At 44.7% G+C, this 19819-nt stretch carries 22 protein-coding genes; 11 read left to right on the top strand and 11 right to left on the bottom strand.

The features are described from left to right. The 7 genes from WAE59_RS20390 to WAE59_RS20360 are packed head-to-tail and all read left to right on the top strand — an operon-like array spanning position 1 to position 5824. Positions 1-1374, top strand: coding sequence for an NADH-quinone oxidoreductase subunit N (locus WAE59_RS20390; RefSeq protein ID WP_337857834.1), 1374 nt, complete (start codon positions 1-3; stop codon positions 1372-1374). A 46-nt stretch (positions 1375-1420) separates the two neighbouring features. Beyond that, positions 1421-2080 (top strand): DedA family protein, encoded by a 660-nt coding sequence (locus WAE59_RS20385; RefSeq protein ID WP_337857833.1) that lies wholly within the window; start codon positions 1421-1423, stop codon positions 2078-2080. Positions 2081-2085: 5 nt separating this feature from the next. Then, the gene (locus WAE59_RS20380; RefSeq protein ID WP_337857832.1) at positions 2086-2631 is read left to right on the top strand and encodes an inorganic diphosphatase; all 546 of its coding nucleotides are present in this window, start codon (positions 2086-2088) and stop codon (positions 2629-2631) included. Positions 2632-2637: 6 nt separating this feature from the next. Beyond that, positions 2638-3954, top strand: a complete 1317-nt coding sequence (locus WAE59_RS20375; RefSeq protein ID WP_337857831.1) for a hemolysin family protein — start codon at positions 2638-2640, stop codon at positions 3952-3954. Between the two features lie 11 nt (positions 3955-3965). Next, entirely contained in the window at positions 3966-4670 is a 705-nt protein-coding gene (locus WAE59_RS20370; RefSeq protein ID WP_337857830.1) for a 16S rRNA (uracil(1498)-N(3))-methyltransferase, read from the top strand. After that, positions 4667-5323, top strand: a complete 657-nt coding sequence (locus WAE59_RS20365; protein WP_337857829.1) for a DUF4159 domain-containing protein — start codon at positions 4667-4669, stop codon at positions 5321-5323. Before WAE59_RS20370 ends, WAE59_RS20365 begins: the two co-directional genes overlap by 4 nt. Further along, on the top strand, positions 5324-5824 hold the full coding sequence (locus tag WAE59_RS20360) for an acetyl-CoA carboxylase biotin carboxyl carrier protein subunit (RefSeq protein ID WP_337857828.1): 501 nt from the start codon (positions 5324-5326) through the stop codon (positions 5822-5824). 67 nt (positions 5825-5891) lie between these two features. On the opposite strand, the gene WAE59_RS20355 is transcribed toward WAE59_RS20360, so the two are convergent. Further along, a complete protein-coding gene (locus WAE59_RS20355; protein WP_337857827.1) occupies positions 5892-7520 on the bottom strand; it encodes an SUMF1/EgtB/PvdO family nonheme iron enzyme in 1629 nt (542 codons plus the stop codon). A 162-nt stretch (positions 7521-7682) separates the two neighbouring features. Between WAE59_RS20355 and porV the strand changes: the two genes are divergently transcribed. Then, positions 7683-8864 (top strand): type IX secretion system outer membrane channel protein PorV, encoded by a 1182-nt coding sequence (porV, locus tag WAE59_RS20350; protein ID WP_337857826.1) that lies wholly within the window; start codon positions 7683-7685, stop codon positions 8862-8864. Between the two features lie 18 nt (positions 8865-8882). Next, positions 8883-9362, top strand: coding sequence for a 2-C-methyl-D-erythritol 2,4-cyclodiphosphate synthase (ispF, locus tag WAE59_RS20345; RefSeq protein ID WP_337857825.1), 480 nt, complete (start codon positions 8883-8885; stop codon positions 9360-9362). A 28-nt stretch (positions 9363-9390) separates the two neighbouring features. On the opposite strand, the gene WAE59_RS20340 is transcribed toward ispF, so the two are convergent. From WAE59_RS20340 to WAE59_RS20300, 9 genes are all read right to left on the bottom strand, one after another. Then, positions 9391-10266: a pirin family protein gene (locus tag WAE59_RS20340; RefSeq protein WP_337857824.1), complete on the bottom strand. Its 876-nt coding sequence runs from the start codon at positions 10264-10266 to the stop codon at positions 9391-9393. A gap of 38 nt (positions 10267-10304) precedes the next feature. Further along, positions 10305-10835: a YceI family protein gene (locus WAE59_RS20335; protein ID WP_337857823.1), complete on the bottom strand. Its 531-nt coding sequence runs from the start codon at positions 10833-10835 to the stop codon at positions 10305-10307. 90 nt (positions 10836-10925) lie between these two features. Then, positions 10926-11516: a Crp/Fnr family transcriptional regulator gene (locus WAE59_RS20330; RefSeq protein WP_337857822.1), complete on the bottom strand. Its 591-nt coding sequence runs from the start codon at positions 11514-11516 to the stop codon at positions 10926-10928. Between the two features lie 18 nt (positions 11517-11534). Beyond that, the gene (locus WAE59_RS20325) at positions 11535-11693 is read right to left on the bottom strand and encodes a FeoB-associated Cys-rich membrane protein (protein WP_337857821.1); all 159 of its coding nucleotides are present in this window, start codon (positions 11691-11693) and stop codon (positions 11535-11537) included. A 55-nt stretch (positions 11694-11748) separates the two neighbouring features. Then, positions 11749-12936, bottom strand: coding sequence for a hypothetical protein (locus WAE59_RS20320; protein WP_337857820.1), 1188 nt, complete (start codon positions 12934-12936; stop codon positions 11749-11751). A 2-nt stretch (positions 12937-12938) separates the two neighbouring features. Beyond that, positions 12939-13763 carry a type 1 glutamine amidotransferase gene (locus WAE59_RS20315; RefSeq protein ID WP_337857819.1) on the bottom strand — a complete coding sequence of 275 codons (825 nt, stop codon included), beginning with the start codon at positions 13761-13763 and terminating at the stop codon, positions 12939-12941. 2 nt (positions 13764-13765) lie between these two features. After that, the gene (locus tag WAE59_RS20310; protein ID WP_337857818.1) at positions 13766-14869 is read right to left on the bottom strand and encodes a carboxylate-amine ligase; all 1104 of its coding nucleotides are present in this window, start codon (positions 14867-14869) and stop codon (positions 13766-13768) included. A gap of 5 nt (positions 14870-14874) precedes the next feature. Then, on the bottom strand, positions 14875-15978 hold the full coding sequence (locus WAE59_RS20305) for an ATP-grasp domain-containing protein (RefSeq protein WP_337857817.1): 1104 nt from the start codon (positions 15976-15978) through the stop codon (positions 14875-14877). Between the two features lie 58 nt (positions 15979-16036). Next, a complete protein-coding gene (locus WAE59_RS20300) occupies positions 16037-16741 on the bottom strand; it encodes an esterase family protein (RefSeq protein WP_337857816.1) in 705 nt (234 codons plus the stop codon). Between the two features lie 124 nt (positions 16742-16865). Between WAE59_RS20300 and WAE59_RS20295 the strand changes: the two genes are divergently transcribed. Further along, the gene (locus WAE59_RS20295) at positions 16866-17672 is read left to right on the top strand and encodes an alpha/beta hydrolase (protein ID WP_337857815.1); all 807 of its coding nucleotides are present in this window, start codon (positions 16866-16868) and stop codon (positions 17670-17672) included. On the opposite strand, the gene WAE59_RS20290 is transcribed toward WAE59_RS20295, so the two are convergent. Next, positions 17669-17842, bottom strand: a complete 174-nt coding sequence (locus WAE59_RS20290) for a hypothetical protein (RefSeq protein ID WP_337857814.1) — start codon at positions 17840-17842, stop codon at positions 17669-17671. The two genes, WAE59_RS20295 and WAE59_RS20290, sit on opposite strands and share 4 nt — an antisense overlap. Positions 17843-17995: 153 nt before the next feature. Here WAE59_RS20290 and typA point away from each other — a divergent pair, with 153 nt between their 5' ends. Then, a complete protein-coding gene (gene typA, locus WAE59_RS20285; RefSeq protein WP_337857813.1) occupies positions 17996-19801 on the top strand; it encodes a translational GTPase TypA in 1806 nt (601 codons plus the stop codon). The last annotated feature ends 18 nt before the right edge of the window (positions 19802-19819 follow it).

Here is a 19819-nt window from a genome sequence, read left to right as displayed (position 1 = left end):
ATGAATATCATTATAACCATTGCTGTTACAGCTTTAGTCGTGCTTTATGCAGGTTTGTTTAAGGCTAAAAAAGCATTATTGCCCCTTACATTAATTGGTCTGCTTACTGCCTTAGCTTTTGTAGTTACTTCCTGGAATACGGACCAGGTTTATTATGGCATGATGCAGATGGATAATTTTGCACTGGCTTTCTCGGGGATTACCATATTGGGCACCCTGTTTATTTTTCTGCTGACGCAGAATTATTTTGCGAAGGACAGCGAAAACATAGCCGAGTATTTCACTTTGATCCTTTTTGCCCTGGCGGGGATCATCATTATGGTATCGTATAAAAACATGTCGATGTTGTTCATCGGCCTGGAGATCATGTCGGTGAGTCTTTATATCCTTGCAGGTATCAGGAAGAGCAATTTCGCTTCCAATGAAGCATCACTGAAATATTTCCTGATGGGTGCATTCTCTACAGGTTTTCTGTTGTTCGGTATTACATTGATCTATGGTGCTACAGGCTCGTTTGACCTGGATGTGATCAACCAGTACCTGGTAGGTAATGTACAGTCGATTTCTCCATTGTTTTACCCTGGAGTAATCCTCTTGCTGATCGGTCTGAGTTTCAAGATCGGTGCAGCACCTTTCCATTTCTGGACTCCGGACGTATATGAAGGAGCGCCAACGCTGATTACTTCGTTCATGTCGACAGTAGTGAAAACAGCCGGTTTCGCTGCATTCCTGCGCCTGTTTGCCGATACATTTGCGCCATTGCACGATTTCTGGTTGCCACCATTGATGGTGATTGTGTGTCTGACCCTGTTCATTGGAAACGTGACGGCTTTATTCCAAAAGAATTTCAAAAGGATGCTGGCTTATTCCAGTATCTCGCATGCAGGATATTTATTGTTTTCATTGGTTACCCTATCCGGGAACTCTGCAAATAACGTATTGGTATATGCCGCTGCCTATACTTTTGCCAGTATCATTGCCTTTGCGGTGTTGATTTTAGTGAAGCAGAAGACAGGCAACGATCATTTCGATAGCTTTAACGGGCTTGCTAAGCGTAATCCTCTTATTGCACTTGCGCTTACAGTTGCTATGCTATCACTGGCCGGTATTCCGCTCACAGCCGGTTTCATTGGTAAATACCTGATGTTCCTGAATGTGATGGGAGAGTACCAGGTTTACCTGGTTGCATTTGCGATCCTGAATGCGCTGGTAGGTTTCTATTATTATTTCAAAGTAATTGTGGCGATGTATTTCAAAGAAGGTCATGAGACCGAACTTGAAACGCCGGTTCAATATCAGGTTGTATTGGTATTGTCGCTGGTGATTACCATCTTTTTGGGGGTTTATCCTGCTGTAATTTTAAATTTGATATAAGCATTTTCTCTAGATAATTATTTGTAGTTTTACGAGTAATTGAACTATGCAAGATTTCTGGCACTCATTACAGCATTTCGTTGATCCTGAAAAATTACTTAAAGAAGGTGGTTTTTATGTTGTGATGTTCGTTATTTTTGCAGAGACGGGGCTCTTTTTCGGCTTCTTTCTTCCAGGAGATTACCTTTTATTTTTAGCGGGCATGTTCGTAGCAACGGGCAAATTGGATGTCAACATTTATGTGTTGATCCTTGGTTTGTGTGTTTCTGCAATTTCGGGTAATTTTACCGGCTATTGGTTTGGCCGGAAAACAGGTCCCGTATTGTACGATAGAAAGGACTCTTTTTTTTTTAAGAAGCGTTATTTAAAAGCTGCTGAGGAATATTACAACAAGCAAGGGGCATTTGCGCTGATCATGGGAAGATTTGTGCCGATTGTAAGAACTTTTGCACCGATTTTTGCTGGTGTAGTCCGGTTAGATTTTAAAAGGTTTGCATTATATAATATTGCTGGTGCAATATTATGGATAGCTTCACTAACTTTACTCGGTTATTTCCTGGGTAAGCGTTTTGAGAAAGAAATTAACGATTATTTATTATACATTATAATAGGATTTATTGCAGTTACGTCACTTCCGCTTATTTTTGCATTTGTGAAGAAGAAAGTGGCGAAGGGCAATGACGAAGAAACAACTAATATTCAATAAAAAGAATGAAATACGATCACCATCCATGGCACAGCGTTTCACCAGGCGATAACTTACCTGAAATTGTGAATGCTATTATCGAAATCCCAAAAGGTTCAAAAGCGAAATACGAAATTGACAAAGACTCTAACCTGATTAAATTGGACAGGGTTCTTTTTTCTTCAGTAATGTATCCTGCAAATTATGGCTTCATTCCGCAGACTTATTGCGATGACAATGATCCACTGGATATTTTAGTATTGTGTTCGGTAGACGTATATCCTTTGTCGATCATTGAGGCCAAAGTGATCGGAGTGATGCATATGGTAGACAATGGTGAACAGGATGACAAAATCATCGCTGTTGCGAAGAATGACATGTCTGTCAATTATATCAACGATTTAGCTGATCTTCCTCCACATACCATGAAGGAAATCGTTAAATTCTTTCAGGACTACAAGGCCCTTGAAGAAAAGCAGGTGACAATTGAACATTTGCTTGGCGTACGCTACGCACATAAAGTTATCCAGGAAAGCCTGGCGCTTTATGACGAAAAGTTTAGAAATAAGTAATTCTTAATGGAAGGTCTCAAGATATTTTTAACATTCTTCTTAGTAGCGCTGAACGGATTTTTCGTGGCGGCGGAATTTGCAATAGTAAAGGTAAGGGCCTCGCAAATTGAAATTAAAGCGAAATCGGGAAGTAGGGTTGCAAATATTGCTAAATACATTACCCAACACCTTGATGGATACCTGGCAGCAACGCAGCTGGGGATTACGTTGGCTTCTCTGGGTTTGGGTTGGGTCGGAGAGTCGGTCATGCACACAATTGTCCATGACCTGCTGATCAATTTCAACCTGTCAGAGGTTTACATCACTTCCATCTCCACGATCATTGCCTTTATGTTCATCACTGTAATGCATATTGTATTTGGAGAGCTGGCACCTAAGTCAGTGGCCATTCAGAGACCGGTGGCCACCACCTTGTTCATCGCCTTACCCCTGCAGGGATTTTATTGGTTGTTCAGGCCCTTCATCTGGGTATTGAACGGTATGGCCAATATAATCCTGAAGCTTTTTGGAATCTCTAATGTAGGTGGACATGAGTCGGTTCACAGTACGGAAGAATTGTACTATTTGCTGGATCAGGGAAAAGAGAGTGGCGCATTGGACACCAATGAGCACGAACTGATCAGAAATGTATTTGATTTTAATGAGCGTGTGGTTAAAAATATCATGGTTCCGAGAACAAAGATCTCCGGCATCGAACTTTCCACTCCAAAAAAAGACGTTGTAGAACGGATCATTGGTGAAGGTTACTCACGCATGCCGGTCTATGACGATATTATCGACAAAATCATTGGCATCGTACATGCCAAAGACATTCTTCCACTACTGGCAGGAGATAAGGAATGGGCATTGAGCGACATCATCCGCAAGCCTTATTTCGTTCCGGAAACAAAGAAGATCAACGACCTGCTGAGTGAGTTGCAACAAAAGCGTATTCAGATAGCGATCGTCATTGATGAATTTGGCGGTACAGCGGGTATGGTTACATTGGAGGATATTGTAGAAGAGATTGTAGGTGAGATCCAGGATGAATACGATGAGGAAAAACCCACAGTAGAGAAGATCTCCGATACAGAATTTGTCATCAATGCCTATGCGACGGTTTATGATGTAAATGAGCATTTGCCGCACGACCTTCCGGAAGATGAAGATTTTGATACAGTAGGCGGTTTGGTTTCCCATGCTTTTGGGAAGATTCCTGAAGTAGGGGACAGCGAGGAATGTTACGGCTACTTATTTACTATTCTTAAGAAAACAGAACAGAATATAGAAACCATTAAGCTGGAGCTGGTCATTGCGAAAAGTGATATGGTGGACAACCACTAAATGTTTTTACAATGCATGTTTTTTATACCCCAGACATCAATTCTACAGAATATGCACTGAATGAGGACGAAAGCAAGCATTGCATTAAGGTACTAAGGCTTGGTCCGGGTGCGCATGTTCACCTGATTGACGGTCGCGGCGGGCTTTATCTTGCCGAAATTATTTCTGAAAATAAGAAGCAGGTAAACCTTAGGGTTATAGAATCAACCCTGGAATACCAGAAACGGAACCATCAACTGCACATCGCCGTTGCACCGACAAAAAATATCGACCGCCTGGAATGGTTCCTGGAAAAAGCCACAGAAGTTGGGATTGATACCATTACCCCCGTAATCTGTGACCGCTCGGAGCGGAGGATTCTTAAAGAAGACCGTCTATACAAGGTGATTACTTCGGCTGTTAAACAGTCACTTCAGGCCTATCATCCTGTTTTAAATCCTGCAATAAGCCTGAAAGAGTTCCTGAAAATACCTGATGATTCTCTTAAAATGGTGGCCCATTGCATTGAGGATGAACCCCGGAAATACATTAGTGAATTGGCGGTCCCTGGCCAAAGTTATACCATATTGATTGGTCCTGAAGGAGACTTTACGCCAGCCGAAATCGAATTGGCTTTGCAAAATGGCTACAAAGCCTTAACTTTAGGTAACACGAGGTTAAGGACAGAGACTGCCGCATTGGCTGCCTGCTTTGAAGTCAACTATTTAAACCGATGAGATTTAAGACCTGTATCCTGGCCGGAATGATCCTGTTGCAATACAGTTTCCAGATCCCGACCTATAAAATGGCGAAATTGAAATACAACGGAGGCGGCGATTGGTACGCCAACCGGACTGCTTTGCCCAACCTTATTGACTTTTGTAACAAGAACCTGAAAACTAATTTTGCAAGCCAGGAAGCTACTGTAGATGTCGGAAGTGCAGAGTTGTTCAATTATCCTTTTGTTTACCTTACGGGCCACGGAAATGTGGTATTTAGTTCAGCTGAAGCAGCTAACCTCCGAAAGTATCTTCTGGGTGGGGGCTTCCTGCATATCGACGATAACTATGGCCTGGATAAATTTATCCGCAAGGAGATGAAAAAGGTATTTCCTGAACTGAGTTTTGTGGAATTGCCCGCCGACCACGCTTTGTATCATCAGAAATTTAAATTTCCCGGTGGATTGCCCAAGATTCATGAACACGACAATAAACGTCCTATGGGACTGGCGCTGATCTCGAAAGGAAGGGTACTTTGCTATTATACGTTTGAGTGCGATCTGGGGAATGGCTGGGAGGATTTAGGCACGTATCCTGAAGACACACAAGATAAACGATTACAGGCGCTGAAAATGGGTGCCAACCTTGTTCAATATGCATTAACTCAATAGATGATGAAAGTAAAGGTAAACAGCAAATATGACTTTGAAATTGAGCTGAATAAAGACGCCGTTACAGTGCAAAGTCAGCCTTTGGCAATCGATTTCAGGGCATTATCGGGCACCGAGTCTCACTTCATTTATAATAACCGGTCCTATAACCTGGAGCTGGTATCAGAAAACAAGACTGAGAAGACGGCAGTGGTAAAAGTTAATGGCCGGGAGTATGAAATCAGGATGGAAGATCAGTATGACCAGTTGTTAAAACAATTGGGGCTGGATAATCTAACCACGAATAAAGTGAGGGAGATCAAGGCTCCTATGCCAGGCCTGGTTTTGAACGTGATGGTTGAGGAAGGACAGGAAGTAAAGAAGGGCGAAAGCTTATTGGTTTTAGAAGCAATGAAGATGGAGAATGTGATTAAATCGCCGGCGGAAGGTGTGGTGAAAAAGATCTTAATCCAAAAAGGGAATAAAGTAGAGAAGAACGAACTGTTGATTCAGTTTGCCTGATCCCGTTATAGCCTAAACAAAAAAGGAGCAGTTTTTACACTGCTCCTTTTTTGTTTAGGCTATATTCTTATCTGCTCCGGCTATTGAAAGCTTTTTGTGTTTTTGGTTTAAACTGAGGTTTGCCGAATGACCTGATTTCAGATGCCCCAAGCATGGTCATCGCACAGCGGAAGCCGATATCTGCGGTTGATTCGTCTTGTTGAAGGAAACGTCTGGTTGCAGGGTTCAGCCAGATGGCCTGGTCGTCCCATGATCCACCTTTGTAGACGCGTGATTTGTCGGTTATAAGTGTCGTTTCTCCGTACAACTCACTGGCTTTGTCCCGATAACCCCGCTGGTCGGCATAAGTATTGGTTGCGAGTGGATTACCCAGTGAATCAACAGCAGGTTGTCCTGTTTTTGCTGCTGCTGCTTGTTTTTCCGCCCAGGTTTGTTTTCTGGCAGACACAGCAGGCGTCATGACGGCATGATTGTATTTGTCTACTTCCAACTTTCCAGTCGAGGCATCAGCCATTTTCTTATCCTGATAGAAGTTTCCGCGATAAGGATTGAAGGCATCTGCTGCTTCAAATGTTTTGGACCGGTATACGTCGGCAACCCATTCATTCACGTTTCCAGCCATGTTGTATAAGCCAAAGTCATTGGGAAGGTAAGAACGCACAGGTACAGTTAGGCCACCTTTATCATTCAAAGAGCCGCCAACACCCATGTAATCCCCTTTTGTACGTTTGAAGTTGGCAAGGATCAGTCCGCGGGTCTTTTTCTTGGCAGAGCTTAAACCCAACCCATTCCATGGGTATATTTTGTTTTCACTAATGTTTTCATATTCCGTGTTTCCAATCAGCCCCAGTGCAGCATATTCCCACTCTGCTTCAGTAGGCAAGCGGTACGGCTGCTTAAGGATCCCGTCTTCCAAACGGACGTTCCGGGTTGGTTTCGTTGCTGCACCTGTTGTTCCCGGAGCTGCCGTTGCAGTAGCCCCCGGACTGAGGTCCTTCATCGCCCTTTTGCCTTTGTCATCGTATTGGTTATTTTGATACAATACCGTATTGAAAGGTTCTTTTGGACTGGTGCTCGCTGTAGCAGCACCTGCAGTGGCAGTGCCCGCAGGGTTGTTTTTGTCTTTAAAAGAAGTCATGTAACCTCTGTCCCGGAGCAACAGCTCATTAACACGGTCAGTTCTCCACTCGCAATAGCGTGAAGCCTGTTCCCAGGTGACACCTACCACTGGGTAATCCTGGTAAGCAGGGTGTCTCAGGTAGTTGTCTACGTAAGGTTCATTGTAAGATAAAGGCCTGCGCCATACCAATGTATCCGGCAGTTCATTATAGTAGTACTCGTAGTCTGTCGGGAAATTGGAGCGGATCCAATACAGGTATTCCAGCCAGTTGGTATTGGAGACTTCAGTTTCATCCATATAGAATGACGACACTGTAGTTTCCCTTTTGTGATTGTAATTGCTCAATTCTTCACCAGGAACATTGATTGCGCTGCCGCTCATCACGAAAACACCGCCTTCAATTTCGACCAAACCAGGGCCTGGCCCACGTTTGAACTTGTTATTTACCTGAAAACCCCCATACTCCTGTTTGTTGTAAGCCAGACCGGTTTTATCCGATTTGCCAGACTTCGAGCAAGAGGCCAGGGATGCGATGATCAACAGGGACGCAAACGGAAATAAGTACGTTTTTTTCATTGGATGATGTGAAAGTTACTCTAACTGTTAAAAATACATAAAAAAAGAACTACGCTCCAAAAAAAACTTGCCATTGCAATAAATTAAATCGATGGCTTAATCCTTTGAAATTACTCGGTACTATGTTAACTTGCGACCGATAATTGTTAAATTATTTGACTGATGAATTTTAGGTACTTAGTAAAAGCTGTCCTGGGCATTGTTTCTTTAGCAACAGTTTCTGCTGAATTGTCTGCCCAGGTCATCGATCCTAATACCCAGTCTAATGGTAGCCAGGTCAACAGCATCAGGACTGGCGTTCCTTTTTTGCTGATCACCCCCGATGCAAGATCCGGGAGTATGGGAGATGCAGGTGTGGCTGTGCAGCCGGATGTGAATGCAATGAGCATCAATCCTTCTAAAATTGCATTTCTGGACAAACCCTATGGTTTTGCCCTTTCTTACAGCCCCTGGTTAAAAAGTCTGGTGCCTGATATCAATCTCGCCTACCTGAGCGGATTTTACAAGCTCGATGATCAGAATACGATAGGTGGTTCATTGCGTTATTTCTCTCTGGGTGAGATTCTTTTTGTCGACATCAACCAGAATGATCAGGGTATTTATAACCCCAGTGAACTGGCACTGGATTTTACCTATGCGCGCCGGTTTGGGGATTCATTTTCTCTGGGTACTGCCCTAAGGTACATTTATTCAAATGTTACTGCCGGACAATCGACCACAGGTCAGGAAGCGAATGCAGGTAATGCCCTTGCGGTGGATATCTCCGGTTATTATAAACAACCTACCCAGTTTTTAGGCACAAAGGCCATCCTTTCTGCCGGTGTGAATATTTCCAATATCGGAACTAAGATCAGTTACCTGGATGCCAGTCAGAATAAAAGCTTTTTGCCTACCAACCTGAAAATCGGGGGGGCTTCCACTTTTATCATTGACGACTATAACCAGTTTACGTTTGCGCTGGACTTCAATAAATTATTGGTGCCTACACAGCCGATCTACGATCTGGATGGCAAAATTGTTGCAGGCAAGAATCCAGACCGTTCTGTACCTTCAGGAATATTTGGCTCTTTTTCCGATGCCCCTGGTGGCTTTAAAGAAGAACTGAAGGAAATCAATATTGCTGCCGGAATGGAGTATTGGTACAACCAGCAATTTGCCTTTCGGGCAGGTTACTTCTATGAAAATCCGAATAAAGGAGACCGCAGGTATTTTACGGTAGGGGCCGGCCTGAAATACAATGTATTCAATATAGATTTCGCCTATCTGCTGGCCAATACGCAGAAAAGCCCTTTAGCCAACACGCTCAGGTTTACACTCCTATTCAATTTTGGAGAGGCGAAATAGCAATTAAAAAAAAGAAAGATGAAGATTAAAGTGGGTTTTGGGTTTGATGTGCACCAATTGAAGGACAATCACCCTTTTGTAGTGGGCGGTGTTCAGTTGGATCACCATAAAGGCGCATTTGGACATTCAGATGCAGATGTATTGCTGCATGCGATTTGCGATGCATTACTCGGCGCCGCGAACCTCCGGGATATTGGTTTTCATTTTAAGAATACCGATCCGAGATGGAAGGGCATCAGCAGTTTGATCCTGCTGCAGGAAACCGTAAAACTTTTAAAGGAAAAGGGCTTTGAGATCGGCAATATTGATGCGATGCTGTGCCTTGAAGCACCTAAGATCAATCCCCACATCCCGGCGATGCAAGCACATATTGCCGAGGCTATAGGGATATCTACAGAGGATATCTCTATAAAAGCGACTACTAATGAGCAAATGGGCTTCATTGGCAGGGAAGAAGGAGTGGTTGCCTATGCAGTTTGTCTGATCCAGAAAGGTTAAGGTCACCTGGCGGGGTTAATACCCTGTACTACTCTTCCAGATAGCCAAACTTCCCTTGATTGTAGTCGCTGATTGCCTGCTGTATTTCCCGATCCGTATTCATAAGGAAAGGTCCATACTGTGCAATCGGTTCATCAATCGGTTCGCCGCTCAGGATGAGTACTACAGCATCTTCCAATGCTTCGACGACAATATCCGTTCCTGAATTCTGAAAATGTACAAATTGGTTTGAAGCCGCTTTTTCGGCACCGTTAATCAGGATACTGCCCTCAATGATCACAAAGCCAGTGTTATAGCTAAAAGGAAAGCTAAACCCGGCCTCAGCTCCTTTGTTTAGCCTGGCATTATAGACATTGAGCGGTGTAAAAGTACTGGCCTTTCCGGTCAAGCCTTTGTATTCACCTGCGATGACCGCTATGGTACCACCATTGTTGTCCAACGAATAAAGAGGGAGCTCTGCCTGTTTCAGGTCCTGATATTTCGGAGTGGTCATTTTAGCTTTAGCAGGAAGATTGACCCAAAGCTGCACCATTTGAAAGGGGCCGCCTTTTTGGCTATAATTCTCTTCATGGTATTCCTTATGGAGGATGCCGCTTCCGGCCGTCATCCACTGTACATCACCCGGATAGATGACGCCGCTATTACCTGCGCTGTCGTGGTGTGCCACGGCGCCATGGTAGGCGATAGTCACGGTTTCAAATCCCCGGTGCGGATGTACACCTACACCCCTGGGCTCATTGCGCGCAGAAAATTCAATCTTTGAATTGTAGTCCAATAGAAAAAACGGGCTCATTGCGAGCTTATAGCCGCTGGGGAAAAAATTGTGTACCCTGAACCCATCACCTACCATATGAGGTGCCGGCGCGTTCAACACGGCCGACACGCTTTTAATCTTTGCTTCCATTGTGTCTCTTTTTATATTGACCGGATGCCTGCAGCTTTTTAAGCTTGTTTTACGAACTGCAGTTCACCAGCAATTTTCACTTCTTCACTCACCATCACACCACCAGTTTCCAATGCGGCATTCCAGCTCAGGCCAAAATCAGTTCTGTTGATTTTACCGCTCAATGTAAAACCAGCTTTTGTGTTTCCCCATGGATCAGTAGCGATACCACCGAATTCTGCATTTAATTTTACTGCTTTAGTTACGCCTTTGATCGTCAGGTCGCCTTTGATGATGTAATCGCTGCCATCTTTCTCCAACGAGGTAGAAGTAAAGCTCACTTTAGGGTGCTGCTCAGCATCAAAGAAATCGCCGCTTTTCAAGTGATTGTCACGGTCTGTATTGCCTGTGTCCAGGGAGCCGATCTCTGCTTCGAAAGAAACACTGCCGTTTTCAAAATCATCACCTTCTGAAGTCAGGGATGCACTGAAAGATTTCAGGCTACCGGTTACTGTAGTGATCATTAAGTGTTTCACTTTAAACTGTAGTTCACTGTGGGTTGGGTCTAATGCCCATTGTGTAGTTGCCATAATATTGTTTTTTATTTTGATTGCTTTAAATTAACAACACAAAATTACGGCACGGGCCTGGCCCCGGCATTGACCTATGATAAGAAAAGACTAAGGTTTAAAATGCTTATGAGCCAGGTCTTTGCGGACGCGGCTTAGCGATTCTGGCGTGATGCCCAGGTAAGATGCAATCATCCATTGCGGCACACGTAGTGTGAGGTTGGGGTATAGTTTTATGAAATTGAGGTAGCGCTCTTCTGCGGTAGCGCTCAACAGCATGTTGATCCTTTTCTGCATGAAGCGGATAGAATTGTTCAGCATGGTGTTGTTGAGGTCGTACATGCAGGGAACATGTTTTGCCGCTTCATTCATGAAGTCTTTATGTACTACTACCGCTTTGGTAGGTTCTATGGCATCAATAAAGAAATCGGAGGGCTCGCCGAACAGCATGCCGTTCCGTTCCGTAAGCCACCATTGTTCAGGTGCAAACTGGATGATGTGGGTTTTTCCTTTACTGTCTATGGAATAACTGCGCAAAAGCCCGCTTAATACAAAGAAACCATAAGAGGATACCTCTCCTTTCATCAGGATCATCTCGTTTTTATCAAAGGTTTTTACCTTGAGTTTGTCGGCTATGAGGCTAAATTGCTCATCAGTGATGGCGACTCGCTGTTGTAAATAGGCTTTGAAAGGTTCTAGCATAGGTGTTATAGATGAAATCTATTTGTTGTCTGGTTTGATATTGGAAAAATCAACTCCGCATTTGCAATTGCTGCCACAGCCTGCACGCTTTGGAGATACGGAGCGATAGATCATGCGGCCCACATAAAACAGTGCGGCGGCAAAAATAAGGGCGACCAATACAGTTTGAATATCCATAATACAAACATAATGTGCAGCGCGTTAATCGCGGTCTGCTAAATGTAAATTATTTTTAAGTGGCTATCAGTCCGACAGTTCCGCCAACCCAATCGAAATCTTTATTGTACCTCACGCCAATCATGGCACCTTTAGACATACGAGCCAGATTAATGCACAAAGCGGGTTCCTGTCCGTCGGGCCATAGGTACATCAGCCGGATTTCCAGTTTTACTCCCCCATCCGGTGATTGCACTACTGGTTCATAGCTTACTTTTCTTTGCAAAATCCAGTTTTCAGGCTCTTCTATTGCGGAGATATCCTCTGGTTTTACATCAATAAGTACGCCCATTCCTGCAAAAGAGAAGAGGGGTTTCAAAACATAGTTCTCCAGGTCGGAAGGGATTGTTTTCAATTGATCCAGAAAAATGGTTTCCGGAACAAAGTCCGTTTTCAGAAAAGGCATGGTGTATTTACTGATGCGGTAGAACCAGTTTGGATGGGTGATCCACTCAATGTCCAGTTCCTCCCGCGGATCGAAAGCCTGATGAAATAGATCTGTTTGATCGGCAATCTCATCGAAGATCAGTCGGTTATAGATGCGCTTTAAACGAACCGCTCGATCACCTTCCCGATAATATAACGCTTTACCTTCCCGGAAGATATCTGTGAGCGACAAGATCTTGATCCCCAGGTATCTTTGTGTAACGAAGAAATCAATCGCAGTTTTCTGATCCGGGGCATCTACATCCATCAAAGCTACCTCTTCCGGCTGATGATCCCCTACGATCACCTCACGCAACAATGCGACATAACTCTCCTCATCAAAACCATTCAGGAAGGGACTGAGTTCCTCAGGTAGGTGATAAGCATCTTTATAAGTCTTGCCTAGCAGCGACTGAAAGCCATAAAGCGAGGGAAAGCCCTGCATTTCGATCAGCTTAGGGCAAAGTTGACCCTGTTCGTCCCGACAAATACCGAAGTCGAAAGTCAGGAAATGCGGATGTTCGTTTTCGTTTGGTACCAGCCATTCTCCAGGGATGGCAGCTTCGGTCAGCGCTTTGAAGTTGGGTTGACGGATCAGCTTGATGATTTCTTGTCCAGCCTCTTTTAGTTTTTCCATCAATTCTGCTGGAATAAACACAGGGCTTTCGGCTACCCGGAAGGGTATAGGAGGGAAGCCTTCTCCAAGTACAGTTAAAAATTCCTGGTATTTCTCCTCCGAAAAGGCCTCGTTGAATGCTTTCCTGTACTTGCTGATCATGCTTATGCCTCCTGAAGCGCTAGTATGGCTTCCTTTAGAAAATTAGGTAAAATATGTTGCTGCGTCAATTGGATCTTCCGTGGGTCATCCAAACTTTGCAGCATATCCATATATTTTTGCTCACCATGGTTGGCAATGATCGCTGCTTTTTTATCCTCCATGAGCAAGTACATTTTCATGCCTTCAGCATCTGCTTCCGGATGGAATTGTGTACCGATGATCTCTTCCGTAAACTGAACTGCCATCACACAGCGTTCCAAGTCTACATGTGGACGTTCTTTTTCCAATGCAAGTACCTGGGCCTCGGAATTGGAAAACTCCAGGTCCTCTGGATTTATCACCTGCCAGTCGCGGCTATCTACCGTATAAAACGGATTGGGCAGGCCTTTGAAAACCGATTCTCCCTCTTCCGTCAGGAATACCGGGAAAATGCCAAAAGCCGTAGAACGTCTCCGGATGACCTGGCCCACCTTGTATTTCCTGCAGGCCATCTGGAAAGAATGACAGATCAAAAAAACATGCTTTTTCGACACATCCTCAAGGCGGTTGTGTGCTTCAATGGCATCCAGTAGTGCAAAAAAATCCTGTTGCCATTGCTCTTTCTCACCGTCATAGGGACTGCCCGGCCCACCACTGGAAATGTAGATGTCGTAGTCCGGGGAAGGAATTTCTCCTTTTAACCGAAGGTCAAACACTTCATATTCCAGTGCGATGCCTGTAGATTTTCGGTATGCTTCCAGGATAGACAGAATTCCACGCATCCCTTGATTGGCGACCCCCTTGTTCATGTCGATCACCGCCACCCTCACTGTATTTTTTTCAGTCAAACTCAAATCTTTGCTCCTATTAAGGTCTGTGTAGTAATGAAATCTACTACCGCCTCAAAGTTACCACTTTGTTCGTAAACAGCCAATTGCCGGTCTGCCCCCGTTCCGTTTGCCAGTATTTTATGCACATAGTTGATCTCATTGCGGCAACCCAGATCATCTACTACATCGTCAATGAAATCCAGCAGCTCGAGCACCAGGTTGCGACAGTTGACCTCCATTTCTTTGCCGAAATCGATCAGGTTGCCATCTATACCATATCTTGCAGCCCTCCATTTATTTTCATTGATCAATGCTCTGGAGTAACTGATGAAGGTGAGGTTCTGCAGGCGCAGCTTGTATAACTTAGCACAAAGCGCCTGGAACAGTGCTACAAAAGCCATAGTCTCATCAATCAGCATCGGGCAATCACAAATCCTGAACTCTATGGTTTCGAAGAAAGGATGTACGCGGATGTCCCACCAGATTTTCTTTGCATTGTCGATGCTATTGGTCTTGATCAGTAGTTTTACATAGTTGTCGTAGTCTTCTATGCTGTTGAACACATCAGGTATTCCTGTGCGGGGGAATTTGTCAAACACCTTGGTGCGGAAGGACTTATATCCGGTATTCCGGCCTTCCCAAAAAGGGGAGTTCGTCGATAAAGCAAAAACATGGGGCAGGAAGTAACGGACCTGATTGGCGATGTGTATGGCGAGTTCCCTGGACTGAAAGCCCACATGCACATGCAGGCCAAAGATCAGATTGGAGCGGGCGGCTTCCTGCAGTTCATTCACGATCTCACTGTAACGCGGATGTTCGGTGATCAGTTGTTTCTCCCAGTGTGAAAACGGATGTGTACCAGCAGCGCCAATGCGTAAGCCCTGTTCGCCTGCAAGTTGCGCTACGGTATACCGCAGCTGGGAGATTTCCTTGCGGGCCTGATCGGTGTTTTTGCAGATTCCCGTGCCCACCTCTACCACCGCCTGGTGCATCTCAGCCTTCACCTGGTCTTTGTGGATCTTTTGTGCAGCCTCCACTATTTTTTGGTCATGGGAGGTCAGTTCCCTGGTTACAGGGTCTATCACCATGTATTCCTCTTCTACACCTAATGTGAAATCGTTCATGTGCTTTATTTTTTAGCCGCGCTTTTTTTGCTTTTTGAAGAAGGAAAAGTCGGTGCATTTTCTGCGCTGAGCAAACTCACCGCATCAGCCTTTACGCTGGATTTTGTGGATTTTCTGACCTTAGCCGCAGGCGTTTCGCTTGTCGACAAAGCCGATAACAGCGGAGTTCCGCTCGCTGAGGATTTTAGGTATGCCCCCCAGGTCAGGTTGTCCTGTCCATCTACTTGCGCCCTGGCCCTTTCTATGGCGTACAATGCCGAGTGCTCCACCACCCAGTCGAAATTTTCCTGACCCACACTGTTGATGTCGGCGTCGGGTGCCGGATTGCAAAAATCGATGGCGTAGGGGATCCCGTCCCGCACAGCGAATTCTACGGTGTTGAAGTCGTAACCCAGGTATTGATTCAGCTTCAGCACATATTCATGGATGGTGGACAGTAAGGCTTCGCTGGAGGGCGGTGTGTCTACCTGGTAACGCAGGTGAAAAGGATTTCTGGGTTCATATTGCATGATCTTGACGTATTTGCCACCGATGCAATAACAGCGGAAATACTCCTCAAAAACAATCTCTTCCTGCAGCATCATGACGGTTTGTTTCGTCTGACTATGTTTGTCGAAGAAATCCTCTTTGTCATTTAATTTGTAGACTTCCTTCCATCCGCCACCGTCGAAAGGTTTCATGTATGCCGGGAAGCCGGTGTAGTTAAAAATGCCCTCCCAGTCCATGGGGAATGCGAGATTTAAGAACGACTCATCCGAGGTATCGTCAGGCTGATCATAGGAAGGGATCAACGCTGTTTTCGGTACAGGTATACCCAGTTTAATGGCCAAGGCATTATTGAAAAACTTCTCATCCGCGCTCCACCAGAAAGGATTATTGATCACTGCTGTACCGGTGATTGCTGCATTTTTCATCGCTGCGCGGTAAAAGGGCACGTCCTGTGAAATGCGGTCGATGATCACTGCATAATCCAGGGGTTCTGCCTGAAAGATCCGGTCGATTTTCACAAACTCCGCCTTAAACTCAGTGCCTGCAAGTTCATTGACCCGCTTTACAAAAGCTTCAGGGAAGGAGCGCTCCCTGCCAAATAGGATTCCAATTTTCTTCATTATATGATCTGTGATTAGGGTTATTTAATTAAAAGGTGATGCCAGTTGTGTGTTGAGGCTATAATTCCGACAGGTAATGCGGCAGCATCTGTCGCCATATCGGCCAGTCGTGGTCTGCATTTGGCCTGATGTCCAGCCAGTGCGAGATGTTCTTTTGATGCAGGATGCCAGAGAGCCGTTCATTGCTTGCCCGGCAGATATCCCGGTCAGAAGTGCCCAGAACGATCCGCATGTTCCAGAGTTCCGGATTGCTGTCATTAGGAAGAAAGTCGACCGGGTTATTGAAATAGGCATCGTCATTATAGAAGCCGTCCAGTTGATCCCTGATGTCGAATGCACCGCTGATGCTGTACAGGTGACTGACCAGCCAGGGATGTCTGAATGCGAAATTTGCTGCATGGTAGCCACCAAAACTGCAGCCTGTGACCACCAGTTTGGAATGGCCTGTTTCCTGACGCGCCATGGGTGCTACTTCTTCCAGGATCAGTTTGTCATACCAGATGTGGTTTTTTACCCGCTCTGCGGGATGGATGCCTTTATTGTACCAGCTCATTTTATCGATGCTGTCTACGCAATACACTTTGATGAGACCTTCATCGATGAACCAGCTGATGGACTCAATCATCTTGAAATCCTTGCTCTCATAATACCTGCCCATGCTGCTGGGAAAAAGGACCACAGGATAGCCGCTGTGGCCGAAGGCCAGGAACTCAAAATCGGCACTTAGGTTGTGGCTGTACCACTTCTTGTATTCCTCTTTCATACCAATAAAATTAGCTGCTATAAGATAGTTAACAAAACAGCACAATTGATTGTTTTGGTGCAGATTTTTAATGTTTTAGGAAGAATTGTACCTTTGCTTCAAATGTGAGAAGGGAAAATGCTGAATGAAATACACCACTATGCCATCCGTAGAAATTGTCAATATCGCTTATACGATAGATTCTGTTCATTTGAAAAGGAATGTGGAGCTGGAGCTTTTCCTGCCCGAAGGTTTGCTGGGTAATGAAATGCTTAATCTGTTGCTGTTGAACGACGGTCAGGATGCTGAAGCGCTTGGTCTGGGTGATACTTTAGCAAATTTGCAGCGCCAGCAGCAGATCGGGCCGCTGGTTGTGGCCGCCATTAAAGCTTCTGCCGAACGTGTGCAGGAGTATGGTGTGGCTGGTGTACCTGACTTCATGGGTCGCGGAAGTAAGGCGCAGGCTTATAGCGATTTTGTCATCCTGGAGTTGATCCCATTTATAGAAGGCACACTGAATATGCCGATCAGGGGCAAGCGAGCCTTTGCCGGCTTTTCTTTAGGCGGACTCAGTGCATTTGACATTGCCTGGGGCAACGAGGCGCATTTCGACGCTGTCGGGGTGTTTTCGGGTTCATTCTGGTGGAGAAAAAAAGACCTTAGTGAGGGTTATACCGATCAGGACAGGATATTACATCAGCGTATAGCAGACACCCAGGGTAAGCCGGAACTCAAGTTCTGGCTGATGACAGGTACGGAAGATGAAACCGCCGACCGCAACAAAAACTTCATCATTGATTCTATAGACGATACCGTAGATGTCATCAAGGAATTGCTGTTAAAAGGGTATAAGAGGCCACAAGATCTGGCCTACTATGAAGTAGTAGGTGGCAGGCACGATGTTGCTACCTGGGGTAAGGCCATGTCTGCCTTTCTCTGCTGGGCATTTTAATCTGCCTCTTCGTCGGATTGGTCGCCGCTTCCTTCTGCTTCAGAATATTGTCTTGCCTGCTCATCGGCCTGTTCATCCGCATGGGCTTCCGGTTCCAGATTTTCATCCAGTCTTTCATTCCATTGGTCCAGACCTGTTTTTGGTTTTTCAGTATTGTTGGGGTTGTTCATGACGTTGAATTGAATTGTGTTTGGAGATAACAGGTTTATGGATTGAATTGTTTCAGTAGTTGCTCATGAGCATTATTGTAAAAAGTACACGAACTAACGTGCTGATATTTCGATAATAAACCTTATCTTTGCGCCAAAATTTACACGCATTTTATGCAAAAAATAAGAAACATAGCTATTATAGCACACGTTGACCACGGTAAAACTACACTGGTTGATAAGATCTTACACTCTTGTTCAATCTTTCGTGATAACGAGCAAACGGGTGAATTAATACTTGACAATAATGATTTGGAGCGTGAACGTGGGATTACCATCGTTTCTAAAAACGTTTCAGTTCAATATAAAGACGTTAAGATCAACATTATTGATACCCCTGGTCACGCCGATTTTGGTGGTGAGGTAGAGCGTGTATTGAAAATGGCTGATGGTGTGTTGCTTTTATGTGATGCTTTTGAAGGCGCGATGCCTCAGACGCGTTTCGTAACACAAAAAGCATTGGCCTTAGGTCTGAAACCAATTGTAGTAGTCAACAAAGTAGATAAAGAAAACTGCCGTCCTGAAGAAGTTTACGAGCAGATTTTCGAATTGTTCTTCAACTTGGAGGCTACTGAAGATCAATTGGATTTCCCGGTTATCTATGGTTCATCTAAACAAGGTTGGATGAGTACAGACTGGAAAGTACCTACTACAGATATCTTCGCTTTATTGGATGCAGTAGTGGCTAATATCCCAGCTGCACCGGTTAACGATGGTACATTACAAATGCAAATCACTTCACTGGATTATTCATCATTCGTTGGTCGTATCGCCGTTGGTCGTGTACACCGTGGTAGCATCAAAGAAAACCAACCGGTTACTTTGATCAAACGTGATGGTAAAATGGTGAAATCAAGAGTAAAAGAACTATATACTTTCGAAGGTCTGGGTAAGATCCGCGCCCAGGAAGTTAAATCTGGTGACATCTGCGCAGTGGTAGGAATCGACGGTTTTGAGATCGGTGATACCATTGCTGATTTTGATGCTCCGGAGCAATTGCCGGTTATCAAAATTGATGAGCCTACAATGAACATGTTGTTCACGATCAACAACTCTCCTTTCTTCGGTAAAGAGGGTAAATTTGTGACTTCTCAACGTATCAGAGAGCGTTTGTACAAAGAGATGGAGAAAAACCTGGCCCTCAAAGTGGTTGAGACAGAATCTCCTGATTCTTACTTGGTATACGGAAGGGGTATTCTCCATTTATCAGTATTGATCGAGACCATGCGTCGCGAAGGATATGAGATTCAAGTAGGTCAGCCACAGGTAATCATCAAAGAGATCGATGGTAAGAAATGTGAGCCTATCGAGACTTTGATCGTAGATGTACCGGGTGAAGTAGCGGGTAAGGTGATTGAATTGGTTACTCAGCGTAAAGGTGAGCTGCTGATCATGGAGCCTAAAGGCGATTTGCAACACCTGGAGTTTGAGATTCCTGCTCGTGGTATCATTGGTTTAAGAAACAACGTTTTGACTGCAACAGCAGGAGAGGCCATCATGGCGCACCGTTTCAAAGCTTATGAGCCTTGGAAAGGTACGATCCCTGGAAGGTTGAACGGTGTATTGGTTTCTATGGATAAAGGAAATACCACTGCTTATTCTATCGATAAATTGCAGGATCGTGGTCGTTTCTTCGTTGATCCGGGTGTTGATGTTTATGAAGGGCAGATCCTTGGTGAGCACATCCGCGACAATGATTTGGTGATCAACATCGTGAAAGGTAAAGCCTTGACCAACATGCGTGCTTCTGGTACAGATGACAATACACGTATTGCACCGGCAATTAAATTCTCTTTGGAAGAGGCTATGGAGTATATCCAGGCTGATGAGTACATCGAGATCACTCCGGTAAGCATGCGTTTACGTAAGATCTACTTAACTGAGAACGAGCGTAAGATCAATGCTAAGAAGTTTCAATAAGTAATGATTCAGCCTTTT

It is taken from the genome of Pedobacter sp. GR22-6, from assembly GCF_037402555.1.
Classification (GTDB): Bacteria; Bacteroidota; Bacteroidia; order Sphingobacteriales; family Sphingobacteriaceae; genus Pedobacter.
The sequence above is the reverse complement of the archived record's forward strand: the minus strand, read 5'-3'. Positions and strand labels throughout refer to the sequence as shown.

What these genes read in the sequence shown, in the direction of transcription:
- WAE59_RS20390 (WP_337857834.1), top strand. Translation starts at nt 1, where the DNA reads ATGAATATCATTATAACCATTGCTGTTACAGCTTTAGTCGTGCTTTAT.
- WAE59_RS20385 (WP_337857833.1), top strand. Translation starts at nt 1,421, where the DNA reads ATGCAAGATTTCTGGCACTCATTACAGCATTTCGTTGATCCTGAAAAA.
- WAE59_RS20380 (WP_337857832.1), top strand. Translation starts at nt 2,086, where the DNA reads ATGAAATACGATCACCATCCATGGCACAGCGTTTCACCAGGCGATAAC.
- WAE59_RS20375 (WP_337857831.1), top strand. Translation starts at nt 2,638, where the DNA reads ATGGAAGGTCTCAAGATATTTTTAACATTCTTCTTAGTAGCGCTGAAC.
- WAE59_RS20370 (WP_337857830.1), top strand. Translation starts at nt 3,966, where the DNA reads ATGCATGTTTTTTATACCCCAGACATCAATTCTACAGAATATGCACTG.
- WAE59_RS20365 (WP_337857829.1), top strand. Translation starts at nt 4,667, where the DNA reads ATGAGATTTAAGACCTGTATCCTGGCCGGAATGATCCTGTTGCAATAC.
- WAE59_RS20360 (WP_337857828.1), top strand. Translation starts at nt 5,324, where the DNA reads ATGATGAAAGTAAAGGTAAACAGCAAATATGACTTTGAAATTGAGCTG.
- WAE59_RS20355 (WP_337857827.1), bottom strand. Translation starts at nt 7,520, where the DNA reads ATGAAAAAAACGTACTTATTTCCGTTTGCGTCCCTGTTGATCATCGCA.
- porV (WP_337857826.1), top strand. Translation starts at nt 7,683, where the DNA reads ATGAATTTTAGGTACTTAGTAAAAGCTGTCCTGGGCATTGTTTCTTTA.
- ispF (WP_337857825.1), top strand. Translation starts at nt 8,883, where the DNA reads ATGAAGATTAAAGTGGGTTTTGGGTTTGATGTGCACCAATTGAAGGAC.
- WAE59_RS20340 (WP_337857824.1), bottom strand. Translation starts at nt 10,266, where the DNA reads ATGGAAGCAAAGATTAAAAGCGTGTCGGCCGTGTTGAACGCGCCGGCA.
- WAE59_RS20335 (WP_337857823.1), bottom strand. Translation starts at nt 10,835, where the DNA reads ATGGCAACTACACAATGGGCATTAGACCCAACCCACAGTGAACTACAG.
- WAE59_RS20330 (WP_337857822.1), bottom strand. Translation starts at nt 11,516, where the DNA reads ATGCTAGAACCTTTCAAAGCCTATTTACAACAGCGAGTCGCCATCACT.
- WAE59_RS20325 (WP_337857821.1), bottom strand. Translation starts at nt 11,693, where the DNA reads ATGGATATTCAAACTGTATTGGTCGCCCTTATTTTTGCCGCCGCACTG.
- WAE59_RS20320 (WP_337857820.1), bottom strand. Translation starts at nt 12,936, where the DNA reads ATGATCAGCAAGTACAGGAAAGCATTCAACGAGGCCTTTTCGGAGGAG.
- WAE59_RS20310 (WP_337857818.1), bottom strand. Translation starts at nt 14,869, where the DNA reads ATGAACGATTTCACATTAGGTGTAGAAGAGGAATACATGGTGATAGAC.
- WAE59_RS20305 (WP_337857817.1), bottom strand. Translation starts at nt 15,978, where the DNA reads ATGAAGAAAATTGGAATCCTATTTGGCAGGGAGCGCTCCTTCCCTGAA.
- WAE59_RS20300 (WP_337857816.1), bottom strand. Translation starts at nt 16,741, where the DNA reads ATGAAAGAGGAATACAAGAAGTGGTACAGCCACAACCTAAGTGCCGAT.
- WAE59_RS20295 (WP_337857815.1), top strand. Translation starts at nt 16,866, where the DNA reads ATGAAATACACCACTATGCCATCCGTAGAAATTGTCAATATCGCTTAT.
- WAE59_RS20290 (WP_337857814.1), bottom strand. Translation starts at nt 17,842, where the DNA reads ATGAACAACCCCAACAATACTGAAAAACCAAAAACAGGTCTGGACCAA.
- typA (WP_337857813.1), top strand. Translation starts at nt 17,996, where the DNA reads ATGCAAAAAATAAGAAACATAGCTATTATAGCACACGTTGACCACGGT.